Consider the following 18,593-nt stretch of genomic DNA (forward strand, 5'->3'; position numbering starts at 1 on the left):
GGGCGACACCCTGTGACGCCCGGACAGCCGAACCACGTTCCGGACCTCGGTACGGAACGGCCGCCCGGGAGGAGCACCGCGCTCCTCCCGGGCGGTTCGGCGTCCACGGGGGGTACGGGACGGCCCCGGGCTCTCAGCGCATGAGCAGGCCCGTGCCGTCCGCCGTGGTCTCCGTCGGCAGCGCCACCAGCCCGAGCTCGGCGCCGGTCGCCAGCCGCGGATGCGCGGGCAGCACCCGCACCGTGTAGCCGTAGGGACCGGTGCGGTCGAGCACCAGCGGCCCCTCGTAGAGCCAGCGGCCCTCCAGGTCCTGGCCGCCCGCGGGCTTCAGCGGGAGAACCTGGGCGTCCGAGATGCCGTCGGCGGCGTCCACCCGGCCGGCCACCGCCTGCACCTCCACGTCCTCCGGCTCCAGCTCCCCGAGGGTGACCCTGGCCCGCAGCATCAGCGTCGAGCCCAGCTCGGCCGAGCCCTCCACCGTGTCCGGCACCTCGGCCGCCACGTGGTCGACCGCGACCCGCGGCCAGGCGGTGCCGACCGCCGCCTTCCAGCCGGCGAGACGGCGGGCCGCGCCCCGGTCCATCGCCCGTTGTGCCAGCGCCGCTGGGGCGTACAGCCGCTCCACGTACTCCGCGACCATGCGCCCGGCGAGGACCTTGGGGCCGAGGTCGCGCAGCGTACGCCGGACCATCTCGATCCAGCGGCCCGGGAGCCCCTCGTCGTCCCGGTCGTAGAAACGCGGCGCGATGCGGTCCTCGATCAGCTCGTAGAGCGCGCCCGCCTCCAGGTCGTCGCGGCGGTCCTCGTCCACGGCCAGACCGTCGGCGGTGGGGATCGCCCAGCCGAAGTCCGGCTCGTACCACTCGTCCCACCAGCCGTCGAGGACCGAGAGGTTGAGGCAGCCGTTGAGCGCGGCCTTCATTCCGCTGGTGCCGCACGCCTCCAGAGGACGCAGCGGGTTGTTGAGCCAGATGTCGCACCCCGGATAGAGCTTCTGCGCCAGGGCCATGCCGTAGTCGGGCAGGAAGACGATGCGGTGGCGGACCCGGGGGTCGTCGGAGAACCGCACCAGCTCCCGCACCAGCCGCTTGCCGCCGTCGTCGGCGGGGTGGGCCTTGCCCGCGACGACGATCTGGACCGGGCGCTCCGGATGGGTCAGCAGTTCCCTGAGCCGGTCGCGGTCGCGCAGCATCAGCGTCAGCCGCTTGTACGAGGGCACGCGCCGGGCGAAGCCGATCGTGAGCACGTCCGGGTCCAGCACGCCGTCGATCCAGCCGAGTTCGGCCGGTTCCGCGCCCCGGTCGCGCCAGGAGACGCGGAGCCGTTCTCGTACCTCGGTGACCAGCTGGGCGCGCAACTCCCGTCGCAACTCCCATAGTTCGCCGTCGGGGATGTCGGTGGCACCCTCCCAGGGCCCGGCGGCGCCGTCCCAGCGCCCGGGGGACCCGCCGTACCGGCCGCACAGCCGCAGGATCTCGGGGGCGACCCAGGTGGGAGCGTGGACTCCGTTGGTCACCGAGGCGATCGGCACCTCCTCGGCGTCGAAGCCCGGCCACAGCCCGGCGAACATCTCACGGCTGACCCGCCCGTGGAGGGTGGAGACGCCGTTGGCGCGCTGGGCGAGACGCAGCCCCATCACCGCCATGTTGAAGACGCGCGGCTCGCCGCCGGGGTAGGTCTCCGTGCCCAGGTCCAGGACGTGTTCGACGTCCACGCCCGGGAGTTCGCCCTCGTCGCCGAAGTACCGGGCGACGAGTTCGCGGTCGAAGCGGTCGATGCCGGCCGGCACGGGCGTGTGGGTGGTGAAGACCGTTCCGGCCCGTACGAACTCCACCGCGGCGTCGAAGTCCAGCCCCGAGTCGGCGAGTTCACGGATGCGTTCGAGGCCGAGGAATCCGGCGTGCCCCTCGTTGGTGTGGAACACCTCGGGCGCCGGATGGCCGGTGAGGCGGCAGTACGTGCGCACCGCCCGTACCCCGCCGATGCCGAGCAGCATCTCCTGGAGCAGCCGGTGCTCGCTGCCGCCCCCGTACAGCCGGTCGGTCACCTCGCGTTCGCCGGGAGCGTTCTCCTCCACCTCGGAGTCCAGCATCAGCAGCGGTACGCGTCCGACCCGGGCCTGCCAGATGTGGGCGTGCAGCGAGCGCCCGCCGGGCAGCGCGAGCACCACCCGGCTGGGGGTTCCGTCGGCCTCGCGGAGCTGGGTGAGCGGCAGCTCGTCCGGGTCGAGCACGGGGTAGTGCTCCTGCTGCCAGCCGTCGCGGGACAGGCTCTGACGGAAGTAGCCGTGCCGGTAGAGCAGACCGACGGCGACGAGCGGGACGCCCAGGTCGCTGGCGGCCTTGAGGTGGTCCCCGGCGAGGATGCCGAGCCCGCCGGAGTACTGGGGCAGAGCGGCGGTGACGCCGAACTCGGGCGAGAAGTAGGCGACGGCGGCCGGTAGTTCCACGCCGCGGCCGAGCTGTTCCTGGTACCACCTGGGCCCGTCCAGATAGTTCCGCAGATCCGCGGACACCTCGGCCAGCCGCTGCAGGAACTGTTCGTCCGCCGCCAGCTCGGCGAGCCGTGCGGCCGACACGGCGCCGAGCAGCCGCACGGGGTCGCATTCCGCCGTCCGCCGGATCTCCGGGTCGACGGCCTGGAAGAGTTCACGGGTCTCGGTGTGCCAGGACCAGCGCAGGTTGTGGGCGAGGTCGCTGAGCGGTCGAAGGGGGTCGGGGAGGACGGGACGCACGGTGAATCGACGAATGGCCTTCACACGTTCCACCTTTACAGGGGACATGCCGTTCCCGGCGGACGCACCACGGCGCGGCTCCGTCACCCTGCGGGATTCCCCGCCGCCCACGGAATGCCTCGGCGATGCGCGGATGTCCTTCGGGCCCGAATGGACGAATACGGCCCCGACACCTTCCGCACCCCGTGAATTCCGCCCGAATGCACTAAGAAATCGGGGTGCCGCAGGCCGTTTCGCGCGCGCTCGGCACTTCCACACCCGGCCGTTCGAGTGCCATTTGAGTGAATGCGAAAGAAGCGGCCACGCCCACACACCGTCAGCCGCCGACCGAGCGGCCGGAAGCGGCTAGAAAGGACGGACCCCCGTCGGTCGCGGTGGGCGCATTCGGCCCTCCGCGACACCGGCGCGCCCTGCTCGGCCCGAGCCCTGTCCCCAGAGGTTTCCATGATCGGTCGCATTCCCGTCCTCGACGTCGGCCCCCTCGTCGACTGCGGCAGAAGGCCAGCCAAGGCGGTCACCGGCGAGACCTTCCAGGTCACCGCGACCGTCTTCGGGGAGGGCCACGGTGCCGTCGCCGCGAACGTGGTCCTGCTGGACCCGAACGGGCGACCCGGGCCCTGGACGCCGATGCGCGAACTCGCCCCCGGCACCGACCGGTGGGGCGCCGACGTCACCCCGGACGCCGAGGGGCGCTGGACGTACGCGGTCGAGGCGTGGAGCGATCCGGTCACCACCTGGCGGCACGAGGCCGGCATCAAGATCCCGGCGGGGATCGACACCGCGCTCGTCCTGGCGGAGGGCGCCGAGCTGCACGAGCGGGCCGCCATGGGCGTGCCCAAGCGGGACGGGCGCGAGGCCGTGCTGGCCGCGGCCGACGCGCTGCGTGACGCGTCCCGCCCGGCCGCCGCCCGGCTGGCCGCGGCGCTGGCCCCCGAGGTACGGGCCGCGCTCGACCGCCATCCGCTGCGCGAGCTGGTCACCGGGTCCGCCCCGCTGCCGCTGCTGGTCGAGCGCCGAAGGGCCCTGTTCGGCTCGTGGTACGAACTGTTCCCGCGCTCGGAGGGCGCCACCGTCGAGCCGGCGGGGACTGCCGGGGCGGTCGCGGTGTCCGAGCCGGCCGGACGGTCCGGGCGGCCGGGACGGGCCGGACCGGACGGGGCCACGACGGCCGCGCCGCCGCGGATCGTCAGCGGCACCTTCCGTACCGCCGCCGAGCGGCTGCCCGCGGTCGCCGCCATGGGGTTCGACGTGGTCTACCTTCCGCCCGTCCACCCCATCGGCACCACGCATCGCAAGGGTCCCAACAACTCCCTCTCCGCCGCGCCGCACGACGTCGGCGTGCCGTGGGCGATCGGATCGGCCGAGGGCGGTCACGACGCCGTCCACCCGGATCTCGGCACCCTCGACGACTTCGACCATTTCGTCGCGACGGCGCGCAAGCTGCGCATGGAGATCGCGCTGGACTTCGCGCTCCAGTGCTCCCCCGACCACCCCTGGGTCCAGGAGCACCCCGACTGGTTCCGGCACCGCGCCGACGGTTCGATCGCCTACGCCGAGAATCCGCCGAAGAAATACCAGGACATCTATCCGATCGCCTTCGACAAGGACATGCGCGGCCTGGTCGAGGAAACGGTTCGCATTCTCCGTTTCTGGATGGACCACGGAGTGCGGATCTTCCGGGTCGACAATCCGCACACCAAACCGGTGGTCTTCTGGGAGAAGGTGATCGCCGAAATCAACGGGACCGACCCGGATGTGATCTTCCTGGCCGAGGCGTTCACCCGTCCCGCGATGATGCGTGCGCTGGCCGCCGTCGGTTTCCAGCAGTCCTACACGTATTTCACCTGGCGCGAGAGCAAGAAGGAGATCACCGAGTACATCACGGAACTGGCGGGCGAGACCGCCCCGTTCATGCGGCCCAATTTCTTCGTGAACACCCCGGACATCCTGCCGGGCCATCTTCAGGGCGGGGGTCGGCCGGCCTTCGAGGCACGGGCCGTGCTCGCCGCGACGCTGGCGCCTTCCTGGGGCGTGTACGCGGGCTACGAGCTGTGCGAGAACACGCCGGTGCGGCCGGGCAGCGAGGAATACCTCGACTCGGAGAAGTACCAGATCCGGATCAGGGACTGGGAGGCGGCGGCGCGCGAGGGCCGCACGCTGGCCCCGCTCATCACCCGTCTCAACCGCATCAGACGGTGTCACCCGGCTCTCCAGCAATTGCGTGATGTGCACTTCCACACCGTCGACAACGACGCGGTGATCGCGTACAGCAAGCGCTCGGGGCAGGACACCGTACTGGTGGTCGTCAACCTCGACCCGCACCACACCCAGGAGGCCACGGTCTCGTTGGACATGTCGCGACTCGGCCTCGACCGGCACGAGAGCGTGCCGGTGCGCGACGAGCTCACCGGCGACACCTATCACTGGGGCAGGGCCTTCTATGTGCGCCTGGAGCCGGGCGTCACGCCCGCGCACATCGTGGTCCTGCGACCGTCCCCGTCTACCGGAGGGTCACCCACACCATGATCGTCAATGAGCCCGTCCCCGACACGTTCGAGGACACCCCCGCCAAGGACCGCGATCCCGACTGGTTCAAGCGTGCCGTCTTCTACGAGGTACTGGTCCGTTCCTTCCAGGACTCCAACGGCGACGGCATCGGCGACCTCAAGGGCATCACCGCCAAGCTGGACTACCTCCAGTGGCTGGGCGTCGACTGCCTCTGGCTGCCACCGTTCTTCAAGTCCCCGCTGCGCGACGGCGGTTACGACGTCTCCGACTACACCGCCGTGCTGCCGGAGTTCGGCGACCTGGCCGACTTCGTCGAGTTCGTCGACGCCGCGCACCAGCGCGGCATGCGCGTGATCATCGACTTCGTCGTGAACCACACGAGCGATCAGCACGAGTGGTTCCAGCAGTCCCGCACCGACCCGGAGGGGCCGTACGGCGACTACTACGTCTGGGCCGACGACGACAAGCAGTTCCCGGACGCCCGGATCATCTTCGTCGACACGGAGACGTCCAACTGGACGTTCGACCCGGTGCGCAAGCAGTACTACTGGCACCGGTTCTTCTCCCACCAGCCCGACCTCAACTACGAGAACCCGGCGGTGCAGGAGGAGATCCTGGCCGCGCTGCGCTTCTGGCTGGACCTCGGCATCGACGGGTTCCGGCTGGACGCCGTGCCGTACCTCTTCCAGCGCGAGGGCACCAACTGCGAGAACCTCCCGGAGACTCACGACTTCCTCAAGCGGGTGCGCGAGGAGATCGACACGCACTACCCGGACACCGTGCTGCTCGCCGAGGCCAATCAGTGGCCGGAGGACGTCGTCGACTACTTCGGCGACTACCAGCGCGGCGGGGACGAGTGCCACATGGCGTTCCACTTCCCCGTGATGCCGAGGATCTTCATGGCGGTCCGGCGGGAGAGCCGCTACCCGGTCTCCGAAGTGCTGGCGAAGACCCCGGCGATCCCGAGCAACTGCCAGTGGGGCATCTTCCTGCGCAACCACGACGAACTCACCCTCGAAATGGTCACGGACGAGGAACGTGACTACATGTACGCGGAGTACGCCAAGGACCCGCGGATGCGCGCCAACATCGGCATCCGACGGCGCCTGGCGCCCCTGCTCGACAACGACCGCAACCAGATCGAACTGTTCACCGCGCTGCTGCTGTCCCTGCCGGGCTCCCCGATCCTCTACTACGGGGACGAGATCGGGATGGGCGACAACATCTGGCTGGGCGACCGGGACGCGGTGCGCACTCCGATGCAGTGGACGCCCGATCGCAACGCGGGCTTCTCCTCCAGCGATCCCGGGCGGCTCTACCTCCCCACGATCATGGACCCGGTCTACGGCTACCAGGTCACCAACGTCGAGGCGTCGATGGCCTCCCCGTCGTCGCTGCTGCACTGGACCCGGCGGATGATCGAGATCCGCAAGCAGAACCCCGCCTTCGGGCTCGGCTCGTTCAACGAACTGCCGTCGTCGAACCCGGCGGTGCTCGCCTTCACTCGCGAGCACGGGGACGACCTGGTGCTGTGCGTGAACAACTTCTCGCGGTTCGCGCAGCCCACGGAGCTCGATCTGCGCTCGTACGACGGGCGCCATCCGGTCGAGCTGATCGGCGGGGTGCGCTTCCCCGCCATCGGCTCGCTGCCCTATCTGCTGACGCTGGCGGGGCACGGGTTCTACTGGTTCCGGCTGCGGAAGGACGTACCGTCCAACTGACGGCGCGTCACTTCACGGCAACTGAACGCGGGGCGGTGACCGCCGCCCCGCACGGGGAACGCCCTTCCCCTCTCTCGCTCCTCTCGCCCATTCGCCGCGTCGAACGCTTCCGGACCCCTCTTCGAGCCGAGTCCGTACGGACCATCCTGACCCGACACATCCCGCACAGTCGGACAGCCAATGCCGCAATCCGGAACACTCTTCGCATCCTGTGGTGTGCCCGGGGAAAGGACGCGTTGCCATGTCGGAGGCTGCATCCATCCGGGTCGCCCTGGCCGACAGCACAGCTCTGCTTCCGTCTCTCGTCCCCCTGCTGCACGAATGGCTGCCCCGGCAGCGGTGGTTCGCGGGCAAGGGGCAGCCGATCAACGGCTTCTCGCTGGTGTCGGCGACCGAGATGCTGCCGGTGGACGCCCCTTCCGTGACCGCCGGATCCGGGGCCGGGCTGCTCCATCTGCTGGTGCGGGCCCATCAGCCGGCGGCGCCCGCGCGATGGCCCGCCGACTGCTACCAACTGCTGCTCGGAGTACGGGCCGCGCTGCCTCCCCCGCTGGCGCCCGCGCTCATCGGCCGTCCGGCGAACGGACCGCTCGCGGGCCGCGCGGTCTACGAGGGGCTGCGCGACCCCCGCCTCGCCGCGCTCCTGCTGGAGCGGCTGCGCACCCCCGGCGCGCTGGGCGCCCTGCGCTTCGGCCGGGGCGGCACACCCGTCGCCGCCGGACCGGCGCCGCGCGTGCTGGAAACCGAGCAGTCCAACACCTCGCTCGTCTACGGCGACGCCTACATCCTCAAGATCTTCCGCCGGGTGTTCCCGGGCACCAACCCCGATCTGGAACTGCCGCTGGCGCTCGCCCGCGAGGGGTGCGGCCGGGTGCCCGCCCCCGTCGCCTGGTTCGAGTCCATCGCGCCGGAACCGCTCACCCTCGGCGTTCTCCAGCCGTACCTGCGCGGCGCGGAGGACGGCTGGCAGCTCGCCCTGCGCGCCCTCGCCCGGGGCCACGACTTCACCGAAGAGGCGCACGCCCTCGGCCGGGCCACCGCCGAGGTGCACACCGCGCTCGCCGCCGCGCTGCCCACGCCCGTCCTGCGCCCCGCCCAGACCGCGCACCTGGCGGCCGGCATGGTGCGCAGACTGGAGGCTGCGGCGCGCGCGGTGCCCGCGCTCGTGCCGTACGTGCCCGGTCTGCGCGCGGCGTTCGACGCGGTGGCCTCGCTCGGGGACCGGGGCCACGGCCGGGCGGCCCAGCGGATCCACGGCGATCTCCATCTCGGCCAGACCCTGCGCGCGGCCGACGGTTTCTGGTCGCTGATCGACTTCGAGGGCGAGCCGGCCAGGCCGCTGGCCGAGCGCCGCCGCCCGCAGCCACCGGTGCGCGACGTCGCCGGCATGCTCCGCTCCTTCGACTACGCGGCCCGTTCGCACCGCCCGTGGAACGCCGAGTGGGCGGCGCGCTGCCGGACCGCGTACTGCGAGGGCTACGCCGAGGCCGCGGGCGTCGACCCGCGCAGCGAACCGGAACTGCTGCGCGCCCACGAGACCGACAAGGCGGTGTACGAGGTGCTGTACGAGGCACGGCACCGGCCCGACTGGCTGCCGGTCCCGATGGCGGCGATCCACCGTCTGGCCGCCGTCTCCGGCTGACGGGCCGCCTGCCCGGCGGCTGCCCGGCATCCGGCCGACACCTGTCCTCCCCGTTCGCTCTCCCCCACCACCCCGCGAAGGAGGCCGTCCCTGTGACCGCCCGTAAGCCGTCCCGCAACACGCCCGTCGACGAAGCGCCCGCCACACTCCCGGCCGCCACCGCATCGGTCGCCGCTGCCTCGGTCGCCACCGCATCGGTCGCCGCTGCCTCGGTCGCCACTCCGGCCACTACCGCACCGTCCGTCGCGGCGGCACCGATGACCACGGCCCCCGTGACCGCAGCACCGGCCACGACCGCCCCTGCCTCATCCGTCACTTCCGTCGCTTCCGTCGCATCCGCCTCCTCCGCCGCGGCGGCCCGGCTGAGGAGGCCCGCCGCTGAGCGGGACGGGGCGGGACGGGCCGTCGGGCGGACCGCACCCGCGCGTGCGCGCGTGGAGGGCTCCGGCGGCCAGGGGGTCCGCGAGGCGAGCCCCCTCGACGACGGCGACCGGGCCCGGCTGCTCGCCGGGGAGCACCACGACCCGCACGCCCTGCTCGGCGCCCATCCGGTGCGCGGCGGGGTGGTCTTCCGGGCGTTGCGCCCGTTCGCGCGGTCCGTGACCGTACTCGCCAAGGGGCTGCGGGCGCGGCTCCACGACGACGGGGACGGACTCTTCTCCGGGCTGCTGCCGATGCCCTCGCTGCCCGAGTACCGATTGCAGGTGGCCTACGAGGACACCGAGACCGAGGTGCACGACCCGTACCGCTTCCTGCCCGCGCTCGGTGAACTCGATCTGCATCTGATCGGCGAGGGTCGGCACGAGGAGCTGTGGACCGCGCTCGGCGCACACCCCATGGAGCACCAGGGCGTGGCCGGGACCCGTTTCACCGTCTGGGCGCCCGACGCGCGCGGGGTGCGGGTGGTCGGGGACTTCAACTTCTGGGACGGCACCGCGTTCCCGATGCGTTCGCTGGGCGCCAGCGGGGTGTGGGAGCTGTTCCTGCCCGGGATCGGCGAGGGCGCCCTGTACAAGTTCGACATCTGCCGCCCCGACGGTTCGCGCACCACGCGCGCCGACCCGATGGCGCGCCGCACCGAGGTGCCGCCCGCCACCGCGTCGATCGTGACGGCCGCGCACCACGAGTGGCGGGACCAGGAGTGGATGGCGCACCGCGGCGACGTGCCGGTGCACGAGGCGCCGTTCTCCGTCTACGAGGTCCATCTGCCTTCCTGGCGACCTGGTCTGACGTATCGCCAACTCGCCGAGCAGCTCCCCGGGTACGTACGCGACCTGGGATTCACGCACGTGGAGCTGATGCCGGTCGCCGAGCATCCCTTCGGCGGGTCCTGGGGCTATCAGGTCACGGGTTTCTACGCGCCGACGTCCCGTCTGGGCACGCCGGACGACTTCCGTCACCTCGTCGACGCGCTGCACCGGGCCGGTATCGGGGTGATCGTGGACTGGGTGCCCGCGCACTTCCCGCGCGACGACTGGGCACTCGCGGAGTTCGACGGCCGCCCGCTGTACGAACACTCCGACCCGGCGCGGGCCGCGCATCCGGACTGGGGGACGCTGGAGTTCGACTACGGACGCAAGGAGGTGCGCAACTTCCTGGTCGCGAACGCCACTTACTGGTGCGAGGAGTTCCACGTCGACGGGCTGCGCGTCGACGCGGTCGCCTCGATGCTCTACCTCGACTACTCGCGCGAGGACGGGCAGTGGTCCCCCAACGAGCACGGGGGCAGGGAGAATCCGGACGCCGTCGCCTTCCTCCAGGAGATGAACGCCACCGTCTACCGCCGCAACCCCGGCGTCGTCACCATCGCCGAGGAGTCCACCGCCTGGGACGGCGTCACCCGGGCCACCCACCACGTCGGGCACGGCGGTTACGGCGGGCTGGGCTTCGGGCTGAAGTGGAACATGGGCTGGATGCACGACTCCCTCCAGTACATGACGAAGGAGCCGGTGCACCGCAAGTACCACCACGACGAGATGACCTTCTCGATGGTGTACGCCTACAGCGAGAACTACGTGCTGCCGATCTCGCACGACGAGGTGGTGCACGGCAAGCAGGCGCTGGTGAGCAAGATGCCCGGCGACTGGTGGCAGCGGCGCGCCAACCACCGCGCCTACCTCGGCTTCATGTGGGCCCATCCGGGCAAGCAACTCCTCTTCATGGGGCAGGAGTTCGCGCAGGGGGCGGAATGGTCGCAGGAGCACGGCCCGGAGTGGTGGCTGCTCGACCCGACGTACGCGTCGGCGGGCGACCACCGGGGCGTGCGCGACCTGGTCGCCGATCTGAACGCGGTGTACCGCGCCACGCCCGCGCTCTGGCAGTGCGACACCGTGCCGGAGGGCTTCTCCTGGGTGGACGGCGGCGCGGCCGAGGACAACGTCTTCGCCTTCCTGCGCCACGACAGGCACGGTGCGCCGCTGCTCGCCGTCAGCAACTTCTCCCCGGTGGTGCGGCACGACTACCGCATCGGCGTCCCGGACGGGCTCGGCGGCCGGGTGGCGTGGGCGGAGGTGCTCAACACGGACGCGGCGCGGTACGGCGGCGGCGGTGTGTGCCACCCCGGTCCGCTGAAGGCCGAACCGGTGGCCGCGCACGGCCGGCCCGGCAGCCTGCTGCTGACACTGCCGCCGCTGGCCACGGTCTGGTTCCGGCCGGTGTGAGGACGGGGGCGGGGCGCGCGACCCGGCACACGGTCGCGCGTCCGCCGCTCACGCCGTCTCGTACGCGAGCACGTCGTCCAGTTCCTGGAGCAGCTTGCGCTTGGGCCGGGCGCCCACCATCGACTTCACCGGCTCGCCGGAGCGGAACACGAGCAGGGTCGGTGCCGACAGGACCGCGTAGCGGGTGCCGATGCCCGGGTTGTGGTCGATGTCGATCTGCACGACCTTGACGCGCCCGGCCCGCTCGGCGGCGACGGCGGCGAGCACCGGGGCGAGCCGGCGGCAGGGGCCGCACCAATCGGCGGTGAACTCGACCAGTACGGGGAGGTCGGCCGCCAGGACCTCCGTGTCGAAGGTGGCGTCGGTGACCTCGGTCACGCCCTCGGCATGGATCATCTGTCATCCTCCCAGTTCACAACGTGGTTCCGGTCCGCCGGGAAGCTCCGCCTCGGCCTCCAGCTCGGCCCGTGCGAGCTGCGCGCCCACCTGGGCGCGCACCGCCCGGAGCTGTTCGATGAGCGCGTCGAGTTCGCCGAGCTTGCGCCGGTAGACGGCGAGTGAGGCGGGGCAGGCGTCACCGGCCGGATGACCGGCACGCAGACACTCGACGAACGGGCGGGTCTCCTCCAGTTCGAACCCGAAGTCCTGGAGGGTCCGGATCTGCTCGACGAGGCGCAGGTCGTCCTCGTCGTACGCGCGGTACCCGTTCTCGGCGCGGCGCGCGGGCAGCAGTCCCCGCGACTCGTAGTACCGCAGGGTCCGTGTGGTCGTCCCGGCCCGCTCGGCCAACTCCCCGATCCGCATGACATCGACCGTAGACGTTGACGTGGACGTCAAGGCAAGCACGAAGGGCCGCCGCGGGAGATCCCGCGACGGCCCGTGCGACGACCGGCCGGTGGGCCGGGCATCCGTTCGGCCGGTGAGCCGGTGGCCCGGCGGTCGGGTCGGCGGTGATCCCCGATGCCGGTGGGCCGGCGATCAGGTCGGCCGGTCGTCCCGTGCCTGGTGACCCGGTCGCCCGGTGCCCGGCCGGCCCGCGCCTACGCCCTCGCCATGGCGGACTCCAGGTCACCGGCGCGCGGCTCCGGGATCTCCGCGCCCTCGTCCTCCTGGCTCAGCATCCGCTCGTTCCACGGGAGCGCGCCGGAGAGGACCTGGTCCACCCGCTCCTTGTCGATCTCCTTGGTCCAGGTGCCGACGAGGACGGTGGCCACCGCGTTCCCGGCGAAGTTCGTCAGGGCGCGGGCCTCGCTCATGAAGCGGTCGATGCCGACGATGAGCCCGACGCCGTCGACCAGTCCGGGCCGGTGCGACTGGAGACCGCCCGCGAGGGTGGCCAGGCCCGCGCCGGTGACCCCGGCCGCGCCCTTCGAGGCGACGATCATGAAGAGCAGCAGGGAGACCTGCTCACCGAAGCTCAGCGGGTCGCCCAGCGCGTTGGCGATGAAGAGCGAGGACATCGTGAGGTAGATCGCGGTGCCGTCGAGGTTGAAGGAGTACCCCGTCGGCACGGTGATGCCGACGACCGGCTTGCTGACGCCCAGGTGCTCCATCTTCGCGATGAGCCGCGGCAGCGCGGATTCGGAGGAGGAGGTGGAGAGGATCAGCAGGAACTCACGGCCCAGGTACTTCAGCAGCGCGATCAGATTGACCCCGGCGACCAGCCGCAGGATCGTACCGAGCACCACGAAGACGAAGAGCGCGCAGGTGACGTAGAAGCCGATCATGATGACGGCGAGGGACTTCAGCGCGTCGACGCCGGTCTCGCCGACCACGGCCGCCATCGCGCCGAACGCGCCGACCGGGGCCGCCCACATGATCATGGCGAGGATGCGGAAGACCAGGCGCTGGATGTGGCCGATGCCGCGCAGCACCGGTTCGCCCGCCGCTCCCATGGCCTGGAGCGCGAAACCCGCGAGCAGGGCGATCAGCAGGGTCTGGAGCACCTGGCCCTCGGTGAACGCGGACACGATCGTGGTGGGGATGATGCCGAGCAGGAAGTCCGTGGTCGACTCGCTCGCGCCCGTCGCCTGCTTCTCACCGGCGGCGCGTGCCGCCTCGGTGAGGTGGAGGCCCTGGCCGGGCTCCAGCAGGTTGCCGACGAGCAGACCGATGGCGAGCGCCACCGTCGACATCACCAGGAAGTAGCCGAGGGCGAGTCCGCCGACCGCGCCGACCTTGGCGGCCTTGCGCACCGATCCGACGCCCAGCACGATCGTGCAGAAGATGATGGGCGAGATCATCATCTTGATGAGGTTCACGAAGCCGGTGCCGATCGGCTTGAGCTCGACGGCGACGTCCGGGGCCACGAAGCCCACCAGGATGCCGAGAGCTACGGCGGCGATCACGGCCAGATACAGATAGTGCGTACGGTCCCGCTTGGCGGCTGCCACTCCCACGGGGGTTCTCCTCGGCTCGTCCGGGTCACTCCCCCGTCCCTGGGGGCGCAAGGGCTTTCCGGCGGATCGGGGCCGGAAAAACCCTCGGTGAATATCTCGCTCCGTGTGAGGGCGGTCACTGTTACGTGCATTTCGTTCATATGTTTCCGGCCAGGCAGACTGGGGGACATGCGTCTGCCCCTCACCCGTCCGCGAAGCCTGGCCGGACAGCTGTTCGCCATGCACGTGGTGCTGGTCGCGGCGGTGGTGGCGGGGTGCGCGTTCTTCACGTTCGCCTCCGGCCGGAAACAGGCGGAGGAGACCGCGACCCGGCAGGTGAGGACGGCGGCGCTGGCAATCGCCGACTCCCCGTCCGTACGTGAGGCGATCCGCGCCCCGGACCCGTCCGCCGTGCTTCAGCCGTACGCGGAGAAGGTCCGCAGGGACACCGGGATCGCGTTCGTCACCATCATGTCCCCGGAGCGGATCCGCTGGACGCATCCGGTCACCGACCGGATCGGGGAGGAGTTCCTCGGCCACACCTCGCGGGCGCTGCGCGGCGAGACGTTCGCCGAGACGTACACCGGCACCCTCGGTCCCTCGATCCGGGTCGTCACCCCGATCCGGGACGGCGGCAGGATCACCGGCCTGGTCAGCGCCGGCATCACGGTCGACCGGGTCTCCTCGCAGGTGCGGGCGCAGCTGGGGGCGCTGGGGCTGGCCGCGGGCGGGGCGCTGGTGCTCGGCGGTCTCGGCACGTACGTGATCAACGCCCGGCTCCGCCGGCACACGCACGGCATGAACGCGGCCGAGCTGAGCCGGCTGCACGACTACCACCAGGCCACGCTCCACGCGATGCGCGAGGGACTGCTGATGCTCGACGGGCGGCGCAGGATCGCGCTGATCAACGACGCGGGCCGGGAGCTGCTGGGGCTGGGGCCGGACGCCCTCGGACGCCGGGTCGCCGAGCTGAGGCTTCCGGCGCCGCTGACCGGGGCACTGCTCGCCTCCGAGGAGCGGGTCGACGAGCTGCATGTGACAGCGGACCGGGTGATCGTGGTCAACACCCGCCCGGTGGTGGGCGGGGAGCAGCGCGGCACGGTCGTGACCCTGCGCGATCACACCGAACTCCAGGCGCTGTCGGGGGAGTTGGACTCCGAGCGGGGGTTCACCCAGGCGTTGCGCTCGCAGGCCCACGAGGCGGCGAACCGGCTGCACACCGTGGTCTCGCTGATCGAACTGGGGCGGGCCGACGAGGCGGTCGGATTCGCCACCGTCGAACTGGAGCTGGCCCAGACCCTCACCGACCGGGTCGTCGGCGCGGTCGGCGAACCGGTACTGGCGGCGCTGCTGTTGGGCAAGGCGGCACAGGCCCACGAGCGGGGTGTGGAGCTGGTGCTCGCGGAGGACAGTCTGATCGACGACGGCGCCCTGCCCGCGACGCTGCCGGACCGGGACCTGGTGACGATCCTCGGCAACCTGATCGACAACGCGGTGGACGCGGCGTCGGAGGCGGCGGCCGACCACGACCCGCGGGGCGCGCCCCCTCCGACCGCACCCCCGGCCGCACCCGACGCGCCCCGCTCGGCCGACGCCCCCGTCGTGCCCGCCCCCCGTGACGGGGACCCGGGACGGCCCGCGGCCGGGACGGCCCCCGGGCGGGCCGGGCAGTACGGACGGGCCACGGTCACCGTGACCGCTCTCGCCGGGGAGGACGTGTTGCTGCTGAAGGTCGCCGACACCGGGGCGGGCATCGATCCTGCCGACGCCGCCGAGGTGTTCGACCGCGGCTGGTCGACGCGCGGCACGGGCCGGGGCATCGGGCTGGCCCTCGTACGGCAGGCGGTACGCCGCAACGGCGGGACGGTGGAGCTGGACCACAATGCCGGGGGCGGCGCCCGGTTCACGGTCCGATTGCCGCTGACGACCGGCGACCGCACGGAACACACCGCCGGGGAGGTCGTCCCGTGATCCGGGTACTGGTCGTCGAGGACGACCCCGTCGCCGCCGACGCCCATCGGCTGTACGTGGGCCGCGTCCCCGGGTTCGAGGTGGCCGCGGTCGCGCACTCGCGCGCGGAGGCGGTACGGACACTGGACCGCACACCGGTCGATCTGCTCCTCCTCGACCTGTACCTGCCCGACGGGCACGGCCTGCACCTGCTGCGTTCGCTGCGTGCGGCAGGGCACTCGGCGGACGTCATCGCGGTGACCTCGGCACGTGATCTGTCGGTGGTCCGGGAAGGGGTGTCGCTCGGCGTCGTCCAGTACGTGCTGAAGCCGTTCACCTTCGCCACGCTGCGCGACCGGCTCGTCCGCTACGCCGAGTTCCACGCGGCGGCCGGTGAGGCGAGCGGTCAGGACGAGGTGGACCGGGCGCTCGGAGTACTGCGCGCCCCGCAGCCGAACCGGCTGCCGAAGGGGCTCAGCGCCCCGACGCTGGAGGCCGTCACCCGCGTCCTGCGGGCCTCGGACGGCGTGACGGCGGCAGCGGCCGGGACCGAGCTGGGCATCTCGCGGATCACCGCGCGCCGGTACCTGGAGCACCTGGTGACGACCGGGCGCGCGGTGCGCAAGCCGCAGTACGGCCAGGTCGGGCGCCCGGAACTGCACTACCGGTGGGTGACCCGGGACCACTGACGCCGTGCCGACGGCGGCCCGGCCCGGCCGGCAACACGAGAGAGCACAGAACCGCGAGCCCGCGTCACGGGCACGGGCCCCGCACGAGCACAGGACCTCCGAACTCCTACCGGCACGGCTCGCGCGGGCACACCTCCGCACGGGCACACCTCCGCGCGGGCACGGCCCCGTACCGGCATAGGACCTTCCTACGAGCCGTGATATCGGTGGAACACACCGTGGTCGGACGGCGTTCCCGCTCCTACGGTGAAGCCGTGCGCCCCTCCCACTCCTCCGGCTCTCCCTCGTCCTTCGGCTCCCGACCTCCCTTCGACGCCTCCGCCGCACGCCGCCTCCGCGAGGCCCTGGGGATGCTGCCCGGCCACGTCGCGTACGGCCTCGCGGCCCAGTACGGGCTCCGGATCAGCACCGCGACGGTGCTCGCCTGGGAGCGCGGGCACGCCGTCCCGACCGGGCACGAACTCGCGGCACTGGCCGGGGTGTTGTGGTGCTCACCGGGCGAGTTGCTGACCTCGGTGCGCACCCTGCGGGAACACCGGACGGCCCGGCGGATGACCGTGGCGGAACTGGCCGGTCAGGTGGGGCTGACGCCCGCCGCGTATCTGCGGATGGAGGAGTCGGGGCGCTGGCGGGGCAACGAGCGCCAGTCGGCGGCGCTCTCCGAGGTGCTGGGGCTGACGGCCGCCGGGCTGGTGACGGTGTCCGGGCGGGACGAGGAGCTGGCGGAGCTGCTGCGCGCCTCGGTCACGACACGACGGCAGGCACCCGTCCGAGCGGTGGCGAAGCTGGTGCGGCTGGAGCGGGGGCGCCTCCAGGACGTGCTGGACCAGCTCCACGCCGACTACCGGGCGCTGGCGGCATCGGCGCCGGGCCGGACCGGCGCGGTCGGGGAGCCGCCCCGGGAGCCCTCCGGGGCGACGGGCGACGCGGAGCGGGCGTTCCTGGCGGGGATCGTGGAACGGTTCTGGCGGACGGCGGGGATGCGGGACAAAAGCGCCTGAACCACCCGCCGCCACGTGCATACGCCGCCGTCACGCCCGTACGCCGCCGCCACGTGCATACGCCGCCGTCACGTGGCCGGGGAAAACGCCACCGGGTCGAAGGAGAACAGGACCGTGCGGGCCGCCCCGTCGCAGCTCGTCTGCACCAGCTCGGCCTCGCGCCTGCCGTTGTGCACCTCCGTGCCGACGCACAGACGCGTGTGGACGGGGCGGATGCGGTAGCCCTCGACCGGATGCCCCACGGGCTCGATCCGGAACTCCTCCGCCGGGCCGCGACGGCCGCACTCCTGGTCCTGCATCGAGGCGCCGGCCTCCCGCGCCCCGTCCCAGACGCCCGTGCAGCCCAGGCCGTAGTCGGGGTGATCGGTCACGATCCGCCAGACGTCGTCCCCCAGCGGTTTCAGGGAGAAGTCCGGGATGGTCGGCCCGTCACAGGAGGTCTCGAAGAGCCGGCCGCTCTCGGAGCCGCGTTCCTCGGAGAGGCAGAGCCCGGAGCGGACCGAGCGGAGCTGTACCGTCCGCCCTTCGACAGGGCCGCCGACGGGAGCCGCCCCCGGCCGTTCGTCGCGTACGAGAACGACCGCGGTCACCGCGAGGGCGGCGAGCGCCACGAGGGACGCGGCGGCCGGCAGGACGGAACGGCGTCGGCGCAGGGCGGAGGGCGGAATCGCGGCCGGAACGATGGCCCGCCCGACCGCCCGACCGGCGTCCCTCCCCCGGCCCTCCCCGTTCCCATCGGCTTCCTCGCCCGCTGCGCCGGTCCCGCCCGCCTCCCCGCTCCCGTCCCCTCTCTCGTCTCCGTCGGCTCCCTCGGCCGCCGCGCCGGTTCCGTCCGCCTCCTCGATCCCGTCCGCCGCACCGGCCCGCCTCCCGCGCACGGCGAGTTCCTCGCGTACGGCGAGCCAGTCCACCACTTCCGCGGGCTCCCGGCCGCAGGCCCGTAAGAAGGCGACGAGAAGCTCCTCGCGCGGGACGGAGGCGCGCGCCAGCATGTTGGCGATCGTGGAGCGCGGGAGCACGTCGCCGGCCGCCTCCGCCCGCCGGGTCAGTTCGCGGAACGTCAGACCGGAACCGTCCTTGACCACCCTCAGCAGGGCGACGAACTCGGCCGCGCTCCGCACCTTCCGGGGATCCGGAATCCCGCCCTCGACCACCATGCGCTGTGCCCTCCCCTGGAATCGGCCGTCCGGACAGAGCTGGGACATGTCCGGGACAGGGGCAAGCCTTGTTGATCCGGGCCGGTGCCTCAAGAGTGGATTCCGGCAGCACGCCCCGCCCGGCGAGGCCCCACGAGGGCCCCGACCCGCGAG

Annotated in this window: 12 protein-coding genes; 7 read left to right on the forward strand and 5 right to left on the reverse strand. The window is 72.1% G+C overall.

Annotated elements, in window-relative coordinates; all coding sequences use genetic code 11:
* Positions 1-133: 133 nt before the first annotated feature.
* Positions 134-2,758 (reverse strand): alpha-glucan family phosphorylase, encoded by a 2,625-nt coding sequence (glgP, locus tag ACFYY6_RS04900; protein ID WP_386609267.1) that lies wholly within the window; start codon positions 2,756-2,758, stop codon positions 134-136.
* 420 nt (positions 2,759-3,178) lie between these two features.
* Here glgP and ACFYY6_RS04905 point away from each other — a divergent pair, with 420 nt between their 5' ends.
* The 4 genes from ACFYY6_RS04905 to glgB all read left to right on the forward strand — a co-directional run bounded on the left by ACFYY6_RS04905 (position 3,179) and on the right by glgB (position 11,265).
* A complete protein-coding gene (locus ACFYY6_RS04905; protein WP_351631080.1) occupies positions 3,179-5,260 on the forward strand; it encodes an alpha-1,4-glucan--maltose-1-phosphate maltosyltransferase in 2,082 nt (693 codons plus the stop codon).
* Positions 5,257-6,963 carry a maltose alpha-D-glucosyltransferase gene (treS, locus tag ACFYY6_RS04910; protein ID WP_351520865.1) on the forward strand — a complete coding sequence of 569 codons (1,707 nt, stop codon included), beginning with the start codon at positions 5,257-5,259 and terminating at the stop codon, positions 6,961-6,963. Before ACFYY6_RS04905 ends, treS begins: the two co-directional genes overlap by 4 nt.
* Before the next feature lie 241 nt (positions 6,964-7,204).
* The gene (locus ACFYY6_RS04915; protein ID WP_351520863.1) at positions 7,205-8,605 is read left to right on the forward strand and encodes a maltokinase; all 1,401 of its coding nucleotides are present in this window, start codon (positions 7,205-7,207) and stop codon (positions 8,603-8,605) included.
* Between the two features lie 92 nt (positions 8,606-8,697).
* Positions 8,698-11,265 carry a 1,4-alpha-glucan branching enzyme gene (glgB, locus tag ACFYY6_RS04920; protein WP_386609268.1) on the forward strand — a complete coding sequence of 856 codons (2,568 nt, stop codon included), beginning with the start codon at positions 8,698-8,700 and terminating at the stop codon, positions 11,263-11,265.
* Positions 11,266-11,313: 48 nt separating this feature from the next.
* On the opposite strand, the gene trxA is transcribed toward glgB, so the two are convergent.
* The 3 genes from trxA to ACFYY6_RS04935 form a co-directional block, all read right to left on the reverse strand.
* On the reverse strand, positions 11,314-11,661 hold the full coding sequence (gene trxA, locus ACFYY6_RS04925; RefSeq protein WP_351520861.1) for a thioredoxin: 348 nt from the start codon (positions 11,659-11,661) through the stop codon (positions 11,314-11,316).
* Positions 11,662-11,664: 3 nt separating this feature from the next.
* On the reverse strand, positions 11,665-12,069 hold the full coding sequence (locus tag ACFYY6_RS04930; protein WP_351520859.1) for a MerR family transcriptional regulator: 405 nt from the start codon (positions 12,067-12,069) through the stop codon (positions 11,665-11,667).
* A 236-nt stretch (positions 12,070-12,305) separates the two neighbouring features.
* Positions 12,306-13,664 carry a cation:dicarboxylate symporter family transporter gene (locus ACFYY6_RS04935; RefSeq protein ID WP_351631068.1) on the reverse strand — a complete coding sequence of 453 codons (1,359 nt, stop codon included), beginning with the start codon at positions 13,662-13,664 and terminating at the stop codon, positions 12,306-12,308.
* A 168-nt stretch (positions 13,665-13,832) separates the two neighbouring features.
* Between ACFYY6_RS04935 and ACFYY6_RS04940 the strand changes: the two genes are divergently transcribed.
* From ACFYY6_RS04940 to ACFYY6_RS04950, 3 genes are all read left to right on the forward strand, one after another.
* Positions 13,833-15,614 (forward strand): ATP-binding protein, encoded by a 1,782-nt coding sequence (locus tag ACFYY6_RS04940; protein WP_351631065.1) that lies wholly within the window; start codon positions 13,833-13,835, stop codon positions 15,612-15,614.
* Positions 15,611-16,282, forward strand: a complete 672-nt coding sequence (locus tag ACFYY6_RS04945) for a response regulator (RefSeq protein ID WP_389191695.1) — start codon at positions 15,611-15,613, stop codon at positions 16,280-16,282. Before ACFYY6_RS04940 ends, ACFYY6_RS04945 begins: the two co-directional genes overlap by 4 nt.
* A gap of 350 nt (positions 16,283-16,632) precedes the next feature.
* Positions 16,633-17,283 (forward strand): XRE family transcriptional regulator, encoded by a 651-nt coding sequence (locus ACFYY6_RS04950; RefSeq protein WP_351631062.1) that lies wholly within the window; start codon positions 16,633-16,635, stop codon positions 17,281-17,283.
* Between the two features lie 68 nt (positions 17,284-17,351).
* On the opposite strand, the gene ACFYY6_RS04955 is transcribed toward ACFYY6_RS04950, so the two are convergent.
* Positions 17,352-18,488 (reverse strand): RICIN domain-containing protein, encoded by a 1,137-nt coding sequence (locus ACFYY6_RS04955; RefSeq protein WP_389191698.1) that lies wholly within the window; start codon positions 18,486-18,488, stop codon positions 17,352-17,354.
* Positions 18,489-18,593: the final 105 nt, after the last annotated feature.

It is taken from the genome of Streptomyces sp. NPDC001750, assembly GCF_042892615.1.
Lineage (GTDB): Bacteria > Actinomycetota > Actinomycetes > Streptomycetales > Streptomycetaceae > Streptomyces.